12 protein-coding genes and 1 tRNA gene are annotated in these 11,242 nt (G+C 59.9%); 6 read left to right on the top strand and 7 right to left on the bottom strand.

Annotated elements, in window-relative coordinates; all coding sequences use genetic code 11:
• Positions 1-251, top strand: a 251-nt coding sequence (locus TL5118_RS21520; RefSeq protein ID WP_207383438.1) for a hypothetical protein, incomplete at its 5' end; no start/stop codon positions are given.
• Between the two features lie 137 nt (positions 252-388).
• On the opposite strand, the gene ureG is transcribed toward TL5118_RS21520, so the two are convergent.
• Genes ureG through TL5118_RS05600 form a run of 3 tightly spaced genes read right to left on the bottom strand, consistent with a single transcriptional unit; the run spans position 389 to position 2,140 of the window.
• Entirely contained in the window at positions 389-1,003 is a 615-nt protein-coding gene (ureG, locus tag TL5118_RS05610; RefSeq protein ID WP_058242441.1) for an urease accessory protein UreG, read from the bottom strand.
• Positions 1,000-1,644, bottom strand: a complete 645-nt coding sequence (locus TL5118_RS05605) for an urease accessory protein UreF (protein ID WP_058242442.1) — start codon at positions 1,642-1,644, stop codon at positions 1,000-1,002. Before TL5118_RS05605 ends, ureG begins: the two co-directional genes overlap by 4 nt.
• Positions 1,634-2,140 (bottom strand): urease accessory protein UreE, encoded by a 507-nt coding sequence (locus TL5118_RS05600; RefSeq protein ID WP_058242443.1) that lies wholly within the window; start codon positions 2,138-2,140, stop codon positions 1,634-1,636. The genes TL5118_RS05605 and TL5118_RS05600 overlap by 11 nt, the downstream gene beginning before the upstream one ends.
• 152 nt (positions 2,141-2,292) lie before the next feature.
• Between TL5118_RS05600 and TL5118_RS05595 the strand changes: the two genes are divergently transcribed.
• On the top strand, positions 2,293-2,616 hold the full coding sequence (locus tag TL5118_RS05595) for a hypothetical protein (protein ID WP_058242444.1): 324 nt from the start codon (positions 2,293-2,295) through the stop codon (positions 2,614-2,616).
• A 21-nt stretch (positions 2,617-2,637) separates the two neighbouring features.
• Here TL5118_RS05595 and ureC read toward each other — a convergent pair whose 3' ends face one another.
• The 4 genes from ureC to TL5118_RS05575 form a co-directional block, all read right to left on the bottom strand.
• A complete protein-coding gene (gene ureC / locus TL5118_RS05590) occupies positions 2,638-4,347 on the bottom strand; it encodes an urease subunit alpha (RefSeq protein WP_058242445.1) in 1,710 nt (569 codons plus the stop codon).
• A 127-nt stretch (positions 4,348-4,474) separates the two neighbouring features.
• Positions 4,475-4,783: an urease subunit beta gene (locus TL5118_RS05585; RefSeq protein ID WP_058242446.1), complete on the bottom strand. Its 309-nt coding sequence runs from the start codon at positions 4,781-4,783 to the stop codon at positions 4,475-4,477.
• 43 nt (positions 4,784-4,826) lie between these two features.
• On the bottom strand, positions 4,827-5,129 hold the full coding sequence (locus tag TL5118_RS05580; RefSeq protein ID WP_058242447.1) for an urease subunit gamma: 303 nt from the start codon (positions 5,127-5,129) through the stop codon (positions 4,827-4,829).
• A gap of 13 nt (positions 5,130-5,142) precedes the next feature.
• Entirely contained in the window at positions 5,143-5,982 is an 840-nt protein-coding gene (locus tag TL5118_RS05575) for an urease accessory protein UreD (RefSeq protein ID WP_058242448.1), read from the bottom strand.
• Positions 5,983-6,323: 341 nt separating this feature from the next.
• Here TL5118_RS05575 and TL5118_RS05570 point away from each other — a divergent pair.
• The 4 genes from TL5118_RS05570 (at position 6,324) to TL5118_RS05555 (ending at position 11,238) form a co-directional block, all read left to right on the top strand.
• Positions 6,324-6,400 (top strand) — tRNA-Met (locus TL5118_RS05570).
• A 242-nt stretch (positions 6,401-6,642) separates the two neighbouring features.
• Positions 6,643-8,838, top strand: a complete 2,196-nt coding sequence (locus TL5118_RS05565) for an ATP-binding protein (RefSeq protein WP_082626167.1) — start codon at positions 6,643-6,645, stop codon at positions 8,836-8,838.
• A 392-nt stretch (positions 8,839-9,230) separates the two neighbouring features.
• Positions 9,231-10,832 (top strand): methyl-accepting chemotaxis protein, encoded by a 1,602-nt coding sequence (locus TL5118_RS05560; RefSeq protein WP_058242450.1) that lies wholly within the window; start codon positions 9,231-9,233, stop codon positions 10,830-10,832.
• 115 nt (positions 10,833-10,947) lie between these two features.
• Positions 10,948-11,238 (top strand): hypothetical protein, encoded by a 291-nt coding sequence (locus TL5118_RS05555; RefSeq protein ID WP_058242451.1) that lies wholly within the window; start codon positions 10,948-10,950, stop codon positions 11,236-11,238.
• The last annotated feature ends 4 nt before the right edge of the window (positions 11,239-11,242 follow it).

Raw genomic sequence — 11,242 nt, 5'->3', positions numbered from 1 at the left:
ATGGAACTGGCGCCCCGAAAAAGCCTGAAACCGCCCCGATACCGGACGGATACGAAATAGCATTGCTTGGCACAGAACATTCTTCGGTCCTGACGCAGGATGAAGGTGCAATGTACTTTTTTGTACAAGCTCTTATGGAAAAAAGAGACATTTCGAATGAAGAACGGCTAGACCTCATCTATGTCATGCCTAAACAATATCAGAAGTACCTAATGAAGAGGTTTGGCTTTCACCCAATCCCTTATTCTTAGTTGTACGACGGTTGCAGTCAAATTCTGCATTATGCTGAAGTACTAGAGTTCAATTGGGCTCAAAGCAGACTTCCTCTGCGCCGCCGCAACACCAGAGTAGCGCTGCTGTTCCTGCCAACCCGCGCCTGCCTCTCCAACTACCCCAGCCCGCCGATCTCTTCGATCTTGGCGACGATGTCTTCCACGCCCTGGCCATGGCGTAGGGCGGCGAAGATGAAGGGCCGGCCGGCGCGCATGCGGGTTGCGTCCCGTTCCATCACCTCAAGCGATGCGCCAACATGTGGGGCGAGGTCGGTTTTGTTGATGATCAGCAGATCTGATTTGGTGATCGCCGGCCCGCCCTTGCGGGGGATCTCTTCGCCGGCGGCCACATCGATGACATAGAGTGTCAGATCCGCCAGTTCCGGGCTGAAAGTGGCCGAGAGGTTGTCCCCGCCGCTTTCGATCAGCACCACCTCAACGTCAGGGTGGCGTTTCTGCATTTCCTCCACGGCGGCCAGATTGATAGAGGCGTCTTCGCGGATGGCGGTATGTGGGCAACCGCCGGTTTCTACGCCGATGATCCGGTCCTGCGCCAGCACCTGCAGTCGCATCAGGGCCTCGGCATCCTCTTGCGTGTAGATGTCATTGGTGATCGCCCCGATGGAGTATTTCGCCCCCAGGGTTTTGCAGAGGTTGGCGGTCAGGGTCGTTTTGCCAGCGCCCACCGGGCCGCCGATTCCGACGCGCAGGGGTCCGTTCAATTTGCTCATGTGCGAAACAGCCTTGTGTATTGGGTTTCATGTTTCATCGATGCGATTTCGGCCAGGACGCAGGCGCCGCCCAGATCGTCTGTGGTGAGGGGCAGCGCCGCGGCGACCACCGCTTCGCAGATCGGGGCCAGCTGATGCAGCACTTGGTTGCCCTCGGTCTGGCCCAGCGGTACCAGACGCATTGCGGCCGCGCAGAGGTTTGAGGCAAAAGCGTGCAGATACATCACCGCGGTCTGATCCAGCGGAATGCCTTGGGTCGCCGCCGCATGGCCAAGGGCCACGGGATAAGTCAATGCAGGTGGCATGTGCCCCCAGATCGCTGCGGTCACCTTGCAGAAGGCTGCGCCCTGCGCCTGGGTTTCCAGTAGCCGCTCCTTGCTGGAGGCAAAAGCGCAGGCAAGTGCGTCGACCTTCGTCAAAGCCTCCGGCGTTGATCGATAGGCCGCGGCCATCAGGATGGTATCGTTGCGCCCCGTGCCCTGTTCCAGAATATCGCGCAGCCACTCGGCAAAGCTGGCGGCATCCGTGACATGGCCCGCCTCCACCGCCCATTCCAGCCCGTGACTATAGCTGAATGCCCCCACCGGGTAGGCGGGCGACAGCCATTGCGTCAGCGTCAGCAGCTTGGGATCAGTGAGCATGGTCGTGCCCGTGTGGCTGGTCCGGCGCGTGAGAATGGGCGCTGTGGCCATGTTCATGCGCATGGGTGCGACCGTGGCCATAGGCACCGCCCTCTGGGGTGAAGGGCTCCTCAACCTCGCTCACGTCAGCGCCCAGATGGGCCAGCATGGTGCGGATCACAGGGTCCTGCTGGATCAACAGACGTTCCGCCTCAATCTGACAGGGGGTGTGGCGGTTGCCGATATGCCAAGCCAGACGCGGCAGGGCCTCACCTGTAACCTGCAGTAGGGGTTCCGGCGCGGCGCGCACACCGATCAGGGTGCCATCCCCACATTGCAGCGCGCCTTCGTGATCCAGTGAAGTGACCTGACCCAGATCCACCAGCACCGTTTCACCAGCATCCGTCACCAACAGCTTGCGCCGCAGGAACCGCGCCTCATAGGTGAGGGTTAGCGTGTCGGAAACCGGGCTATCCGGGCGGGCGATATAGGTCTGAGCAAGCTTGCGTTGTGTCATTTTTGCCGATCCATGCGATTCTTTTGGGAGTCTTCGTTCAACTCATGAGGGTTGGCGCGGCCCTTGCAGAAAATTCCTTGAGCGGCCGGGTGTTTGAACACTCTCAAACCGGGGCCGCTCCGGTGGAAACAAGGGTAATTGGGGTACTTAAGATGATGCACAAAATTGGACTGGCAGATGAACTGGCGGAAATCCGGGCAGAGATTGCCCGCCTGAAAGACCGCGAAGCCGCATTGGAAGCGGCGGTACACGCCAGCGAAGGCACGGTGCCAGACGGACGGACCAGCCGGGTGGCGGTTGTGACCCGTCGCCAGACAGATTTTGACCCGGCGCTGCTGCCGCGCGAAGTGCGCGACAATCCCCGTTACTGGCGCGAACAGATCAACGTTCGGGTGGAATGCACCCCGATTGAGGGCCGTGGCACCCGCCCCGGCTGGCCAATCCATCGTCTGTTTGCCGATCCGCTGCAGCATTGATCCAAATACCCTCGCGCTGCCTCAGAACATGAAGTAGCGCTGCGCCATAGGCAGGCTTTCAGCTGGTTCGCAGGTCAGCAATTCGCCATCGGCGCGCACCTCATAGGTTTCCGGGTTCACCTCCACATGCGGGGTCGCATGGTTCAGCTTCAGGGCGCTTTTGCCGATGTTGCGGGTGTTCTCAACCGCCACCACCTGCTTCGCCAGCCCCAGCGTATCGCCGATCCCCTCGGCCGCTGCGGCGGCTGAAACAAAGGTGACAGCCGCGTTTTCCACCGCGCGGCCATAGGCGCCAAACATCGGGCGCGAATAGACCGGTTGCGGCGTCGGGATCGAGGCATTGGGATCGCCCATCTGGGCGCAGACGATTGAGCCACCGATCAGCACCATTTCGGGCTTCACCCCAAAGAAGGCCGGGTCCCACAGCACCAGATCCGCGCGTTTGCCTGCCTCGATAGAGCCGATCTCATGGCTGATCCCATGGGCGATGGCGGGGTTGATGGTGTATTTGGCGATGTAGCGGCGGACCCGGAAATTGTCATTGTCACCGGTTTCCTCGGCCAGGCGGCCACGTTGTTTCTTCATCTTGTCGGCGGTTTGCCAAGTGCGGATCAGCACCTCACCGACACGCCCCATCGCCTGACTGTCAGATGCGATGATCGAAAACGCCCCCATGTCGTGCAGGATATCCTCCGCCGCGATGGTTTCACGGCGGATCCGGCTTTCGGCAAAGGCCACATCCTCGGGGATCGATTTGTCGAGGTGGTGACAGACCATCAACATGTCCAGATGCTCATCCACCGTGTTCACGGTGAAAGGCCGTGTGGGATTGGTGGAGGAGGGCAGCACATGCTCTTCGCCGCAGATCTTGATAATATCGGGCGCATGGCCGCCACCGGCCCCTTCGGTGTGGAAGGCATGAATGGTGCGGCCCTTCATCGCCTTCACAGTGTGTTCGACAAACCCCGATTCATTCAGCGTGTCGGTGTGGATCATCACCTGAACATCCATTGCATCGGCGACCGACAGACAGCAATCGATCGCCGCCGGTGTGGTGCCCCAATCTTCATGCAGTTTCAGCGCACAAGCGCCACCTTTGACCTGCTCTTCCAATGCGGCGGGCAGGGAGGCATTGCCTTTCCCTGCAAAGGCCAGGTTCATCGGGAAGGCATCAGCGGATTGCAGCATCCGCCCGATGTGCCAAGGCCCCGGCGTGCAGGTGGTGGCCAGCGTTCCATGCGCGGGGCCAGTGCCGCCGCCCAGCATGGTGGTCAGGCCCGAATGCAGCGCATCCTCAATCTGTTGCGGGCAAATGTAATGGATGTGGCTGTCAAAGCCGCCCGCCGTCAGGATTTTCCCTTCGCCGGCGATTACCTCGGTGCCGGGGCCGACGATCACGTCCACCCCGGGCTGGGTGTCAGGGTTGCCGGCCTTGCCGATCTGGTGAATGCGGCCTGATTTCAGGCCCACGTCCGCCTTGTAGATGCCGGTCCAGTCCACGACCAAGGCATTGGTGATCACCGTGTCCACCGCCCCGTCGGCGCGGGTGGCCTGCGACTGGCCCATGCCATCGCGGATCACTTTACCACCGCCGAATTTCACCTCTTCGCCGTAGCTGGTGAAGTCTTTCTCCACCTCGATGATCAGATCAGTGTCTGCCAGCCGCAGCCGGTCGCCGGTGGTGGGGCCAAACATCGCGGCATAATCCGCGCGGGAAATCGTGGCAGGCATGGGCCTCTCCTGTTGTCGCTAGAAGCGCAGCGTCTGCGCTAAGTCTTTTAAGTCTTCGGTTCGCTTTTCTTTCAGATCAGCCAGGCACGCTGGGCCTTGCGCAGATGGTATTCTGCCCCGTTGCCGATCAGTCCAGCGCCCCCATAATCTGCTGGTTGAAGCCATAGACCTGCCGGGCGCCAGACAGTGGCACCAGCGAAACCTCACGCCTCTGTCCCGGTTCAAACCGCACGGCGGTGCCGGCGGCAATGTCCAGCCGCAGCCCGCGCGCGGCGGCGCGGTCAAACTCCAGGCCCGGGTTGGCCTCGGCAAAGTGGTAGTGGCTGCCCACCTGCACCGGACGATCGCCGGTATTGGCCACCATCAAGGTGACAACAGGCTGGCCGGCGTTCAACTCCAGCACGCCCTCAGCCGGGAAAACTTCTCCTGGGATCATGTCGGGGCCTCCTCTTTCAGTGTTCCAAAAATGCTCATGGCGCTCAGCGGATCGGCGCGTGCACGGTCACCAGTTTGGTGCCATCGGGGAATGTGGCCTCAACCTGCACCTCGTGGATCATCTCGGCGATGCCCTCCATGCAGTCGTCGCGGCTGATCACCTCGGCCCCGGCCTGCATCAGATCCGCGACCGAGCGCCCATCTCTGGCGCCCTCAACCACGGCTTCGGTGATCAGGGCGATGGCTTCGGGATGATTGAGCTTCACGCCACGGGCCAGACGTTTGCGGGCCACCTCGGCCGCCATGGCGATCAGCAGCTTGTCTTTTTCTCTGGGTGTCAGTTGCATCGGGTTACTCTCGTTAGATCGTCCAGGTGCGTGGCAACGCCGCGCCGTTCATTAGGGTCAGGGCCGGGATCAGGACGCGCCGCAAATCAAAGCTGTCTGTGGCAACGGCGCGCAGGAACAGCAGATCCGGCCGCAGCAGGCTGACGCCGGCATTGTCGGGCAGCATCGCCCGCAATTGCGGCAACAGGGCCTCACATTCTGCTTCTGTGCTGGCCAGCAGCGCCGAGGCCATTGCGCCAGCAGCGCCACCGAGGGCCATGCGCTGCATCTGCTGATGCAGATCCCCGTCAAACCGCAGGGTATCGGCGAAGATCAGTGTGCCGTCACGGTGGACCCTCAGGTGATCGCGCAGGGTGATCTGGGTGATCACCTCACCCATGGCGGCGCGTCCGAACACCAGGGGTTCGACCAGCAACAGCCGGGCATCCCCGGCCATGTCGATGGTCAGTCGCCGGTTGAGCGCACCATGATCAAACAGGATGGTTTCCTGCGGCAGCCAATCCAGACGGGCCCCTGCCGCGATCTGCAGCTGAGTGTTGACGCTGCCAACCTCACCGGGGTGGGCGCGGTAGACCCGTTCAGCGGCCTGGGTGGTCAGCCGCAGATGGGCGGCTTCACCGACAAAGACGTTAAGCTTCAGCTGATCGCCCCCGGTGATGCCCCCCGCCGTGTTCAGGGTGACCGCGGTCATCGCGACTTCCTGCACCTGGGGGAACAGCAGCTTCATGCAGCCCGAAGTTTTCAGCCCGGCAATCGCCGTTTTCGGCGCACGGCATTTCACAGCAAGCTCCGCCTGCCCACGCGCGCGGGGTTGCTGTGCCGTATCTGCAGGGGTGGCACCCTGTGTTGCGATATGTGTGGCCAGTGTGATGGCGCTGCCTCTTGCGTGCTGAGTACAATCCGGACGGCATCAGGCGCTTGGCCGGGGACGGGAACAAGAGGCGCTGCCTGAATTTTGGGCAGAGCGTGGGGGCTGCTTGGTAGTTGCTGTTTTTTTGGGCGTTAAGTTGTCGATTTGACCAATTGGCGGGCGATTGCGGAATGGGTTTTCGGGATCCCTGTCAGACGCCCGTCATGCACAGCAGCCGGAGCGTTGCAGAGGGAACAAAATAAGGGCTTGCGAAAATTCTGCTGCATTTTGTCATTTTCGCCCTTGACCCCCCGCGCCCTTCGCCGTAATTCCACGCTCACTTCGGCGGAGTAGCTCAGTTGGTTAGAGCAGCGGAATCATAATCCGCGTGTCGGGGGTTCAAGTCCCTCCTCCGCTACCATTCCCCTCACATCGAAACGTAAACCGGCCCGCGCCTCGCGGAAATATGCGGTTTTTTGGCATCATGGGTTTTTGCCGGGGGGGGGGCGGATTCATGTCTTATTTATCGGGACTTATAACATGACTCTGGATTGTGTGTTTGCTGATCCTGCGCGCAATGGGCGCGTAAGTGGTGAATCTTATTATTCTTTTTCAATTTTGCGCCGTTACTGATAGCGTCGGGAAGATGGACGACGGTACGGCATGAGTGAGTTAGAAGAAGACGTCATGTCCTTCCGCATGCGGGAGGAGCGGCGGCGGCGAATCGCGTTGGGGCGGTTTGTGGCCTATCTCACTTTGGTTCTAACGATCCCTTGGATTGGCTTTTTCCTTATCTTCCAGGACTGGCTGGGCCTGAGTTATGCGGCGGCCTTTGTGCCCGTCGGCCTAGCTGTCATCGTGCTTTACAATCGCGGCTATGATCTGCTGGCCCGGGTGGGCTGGATGGTTGCAACAACGTTTTGGGCGTTGATCTACAGCGTTCATTTTGTGGGCGATGCGCCGCCGGAACTGATCTTCCTTGTTTACCTCGGCATGCCTTTCCTGTTGCTGTCCTGGCGGGAAGAGCAGCGGGCGATGATCGGCACTGTCTTGGTGCTGTCGCTTTTTGCCAGCATTGCTTTCGTTGATTTCAGCTGGAGCCTCGCCAACCACTTTGGTTGGCCCAATTCTGGTGGTTATGAGGTGCTGCCAGGTATCCGTCTGGGCATCGTGGTCACCGTCGGCATGCTGGTGATGATGCAGCTTGGGTATTTTGCCTATCACGCGGAGCGCACGTCATATGAGGTGACCCGCGCCATGCAGGAGGCCCGTGATGCCTATCAAGCCAAGAGCCGGTTCCTTGCGAATATGAGCCATGAGATCCGCACGCCGATGAACGGTATTATCGGCACGCTGGATATTCTGGAACACTCGGGCATCAAGGCAAACCAGCAGCAACCGATGTCCACCATTCGGGAATCGGCCTTTTCGCTGCTGCGCATCATTGATGATGTGCTGGATGCCTCAAAGATCGAAGCGGACAAGCTGGAGGTGGTGCCCAGCCGCACCGAACTGCCAGAGCTGGTGGAACAGGTCGCGCTGACTTTGGTGCCGCTTTGTTCGACCCACGGGGTGCGCCAGCGCCTGTTTATTGACTATGACGTACCGGTTTGGGTCAATCTGGATGGGGGGCGCGTTCGGCAGATCCTGTTGAATGTGATCAGCAATGCGATCAAGTATTCGGCAAGCGGGCTTACAGATCGCGCGGGTGAGGTGGGTGTTTTTATCCGTCCGGCACCTTTGCTGAATGAGGATGACGCCCCCAGCCTTGAGATCGTGGTGACCGACAACGGGATCGGGATGGATCAGGACCTGGTGGATACCTTCTGTGATCCCTTTGTGCAGGGCAAAGAAGCGGCCAGTTCCAAGGTCAGTGGCACCGGGCTTGGTATGTCCATCACCACCCGTTTGCTATCTCTGATGAAGGGCAAGCTCCACGTCAGCAGCACTAAGGGCAAGGGGACCACGATAACGATCCAACTGCCCTATGAGGCCGTGGGGGGGACGGCGGACCTGCCGAACCTTGACGGGCTGCATGTGGTCTGCATCGGTCAGGTGAACCAGAACCTACAACAGGGCCTAAACGGGGTTCTGGGCAAGGGTGGCGTTCGCATGACCTACCTCAGCCGCTATGAGGATCTGGCGCGGTCACATGTAAAGCTGGGTGAACGTGTGGTGTTCCTGCTGTTGCCGACCGATCCAGAAAAGCAGGAAGAGGTGCATCAGGCGGTTCTGGCTGATTACCCCGATGCGGCCCTGCTGCGCTGTACCCCGGACCGTAGCCAGCTGTTGGAGAAACTGGACGATAAGCTCTACGTGCTGCCGGTTCATCCGATGATGCGCAGCGATCTGTTCACGGCGCTGGCGGAACTGTCCGGGCAGGATGAGGTCGCTGATATGGGGGGCGCCAACGTTGAGGAATTGCGCCCGGCGCTGGCGGCAATGGGGCAAAACCCGGTGCGCGGCAAACGGATCCTGATTGTCGATGACAACGCGATCAACCTGCATGTGTTGAAGGCGCAGCTGGAACTGCTGGGCCATCTTGCGGTGACCGCCTCTGGCGGGCGCGAGGCGCTGCAGACCTGGCGGTCTGAACGCGTGGATATGGTGATCACGGATTGTGAGATGCCAGATCTTTCAGGCTATGCAATGACCCGCGCCATTCGTGAGGAAGAGCGCGAAAAAGGCGTGTCGCATGTGCCCATTCTGGCGCTGACGGCCGATATTGCGCAGGGCAGTGACAAGCGCTTCCTGCGGTCGGGCATGAACGACTATATGCTCAAACCCGTGTCGATGCCGGATCTGCAACGTCAGATCGAACGTCTGACGGGACCACAACTGGCTCAAGCATCGGGCTGAGCGTTTCCAATACCTTTGGTGCACTTGGAACGGGCATGACCCGGGCTTTTGTCTTGGTCTGATCCCTCAAAACCAATGCCTTGGGGCGTTTCGACTGCCCAAAAGTATGCCCCCAAAACTAGACTCATTCCTAGTTGACCCAAAAAAACCAGAGAATCACGGAAAATGGCCGGGTCTCCTGCCGTTGTTAATGTCACGGCGCGCGATGTGCCGTGTGTGTAGTGATTTAGTGCAGTTGGGTGTCTGTCCGTGGTTTCGGTATTTCCCAAAGATCTGAGCAACCGTTTTGCTCCTTCGCGTCTCAGCGCCGCCGGCCAGCGTGCGCTGATTGATCGTGTCTGCTCCCTACCCTAATTCCAGTGCCTCTGCAGGCCCCAGAAGGATACCCCCCAATGCGTATAACCATCAAAGCCCGACTGGCGATGACTTTTGCCGCGCTGTTGCTCATCTTTGCGGGCAGCGTCTTTGTCGCGCTTCAGCAGCTTAGCGCTGCCAATGACTCGTTGAACCGAGTGGCCAAAGAAGATGCCTCGAAGCTTCTTTTTGCTCAGCAGATTTTCATTCTGGGGCAAGGCATCCGTCTGGACACCGCCGACATTTTGATTGGCTGGGAAGGTGGCGAGGAAGACCCGAACCGCATCGAAAAGCTGCAGGGTGAGATTGAAACGCAGAACTACCAACTGATGGCAGTGATCGACGAGCTGCGCAAACTGGCTAACGCGGAAGAAAAGGCCAAGCTGGATCAGCTGGTGCTGAAAATAGGTGAGTTCATCGAGCAGAGCGAATTTGCCATCGAGTTTGAGCTGGAAGGCGACAGCCAGGCCAATGAGATCTATCACCACGATGCTGCAACCGCGATCGGTGAGGCCGCAATCATTGCCCGTGATCTGCAGACCTCTTTCTCGGCTGAGCTGAATGCCTCGATCGAACAGTCGGCGGTGCAGTATGCAAACACCCGGACCAATCTGCTGACCGCAGCGGTGATTGCCGGTGTGATCGCGCTGGTTTCCGCCGCGATGATCCTGCGCACCCTGTCGCGTGGTCTGACCCAGTCGATCGCGATGGCGCGTCAGGTGGCGGATGGCGATCTGACCAACACCGTTGACGTCAAAGGCAACCATGAGATTGCGGATCTGCTGAACGCCCAGAACGGCATGGTTCTGAAACTGCGCGAAACCGTAGACAATGTCGCGACCGCAGTGCGCAATCTGGCCGCAGGTGCGGATCAGATGGCAGGTACCTCGGAATCGCTGTCCGAAGGTGCATCGGTTCAGGCCGGTTCGACCGAAGAGGTATCTTCGGCTGTTGAACAGATGTCGGCCAATATCTCGGCCAGCTCGGAAAATGCGATTGCCACCGAAGACATGGCGCGCCGTGCCGCAGATGAGGCGCAGCGTTCCGGCACCGCCGTAGCTGACGCCGTGAAAGCGATGAAAACCATCGGTGAGCGGATCAACGTTCTGCAGGAAATCGCCCGTCAGACCGACCTCCTGGCGCTGAACGCAGCGGTAGAAGCGGCCCGTGCGGGTGAACATGGTCGTGGCTTTGCTGTGGTGGCCTCCGAGGTGCGCAAACTGGCTGAAAACAGCCAGCAGGCGGCGGCTGAAATCTCCAAACTGTCCGGCGACACCGTGAAGAGCGCGGCTCTGGCAGGTGAAATGCTGGAGACCCTGGTGCCCAACATTGAAAAAACCTCCTCGCTGGTGAGCGACATCACCGGCGCCTCGCGTGAGTTGGCCATCGGTTCGACCCAGATCAACGAGTCGGTGCAGCGTCTGGACAGCGTGACCCAGGAAAACACCTCGGCCGCAGAAGAGATGTCTTCGGCAGCGACCGAGCTGTCGAGCCAAGCTGAGCAACTGGCCGATGTGATCTCCTTCTTCCGCGTGGATGGGGCAGCCACCCCGGCCCCCGCTGCCGAAGAAGAGACCGGTCCGATGCTGGATCTTGGATCCGACGATGAAGACGCAGGCGATTTCAAACTCGCTTCGTAAGACATGCACTGCGGGCGTCCGCGCCCGCAGCCCGCAGGGCGACGCTCCTCTCCGGTCGCCAAAACCGCAGACCCCAAGACCCTGAAATTGGGGTCGCAGAAAAAGGAAGAAACCAATGTCTGAGACCGTTCTTCAGATCTCGCTGGACAGCACCAGCACCTTTGACGCTCTGGTGTCGCTTCGCGATCAACTGGCCGCGGCGGGTGGGGATGACGCCACCTTTGAAGCGGATCTGGCGGAGGACACCCCCAGCGCCGTGATTTTCGGCCTTGGTCAGCTGCTTTGTGCGGCTGTCCGCGAAGGAAAGGTTAAATCCGACGCCGTCCTGACGTTGAAAGAATTAGCCCCCTTTGGCGCGATGTGCGCCACCACGGGCTTTGACAATGCCCTGGCCCAAGCGGCCTAAGACC

Origin of the sequence: Thalassovita autumnalis (genome assembly GCF_001458255.1) — a bacterium.
Classification (GTDB): Bacteria; Pseudomonadota; Alphaproteobacteria; order Rhodobacterales; family Rhodobacteraceae; genus Thalassobius; species Thalassobius autumnalis.
The sequence above is the reverse complement of the archived record's forward strand: the minus strand, read 5'-3'. Positions and strand labels throughout refer to the sequence as shown.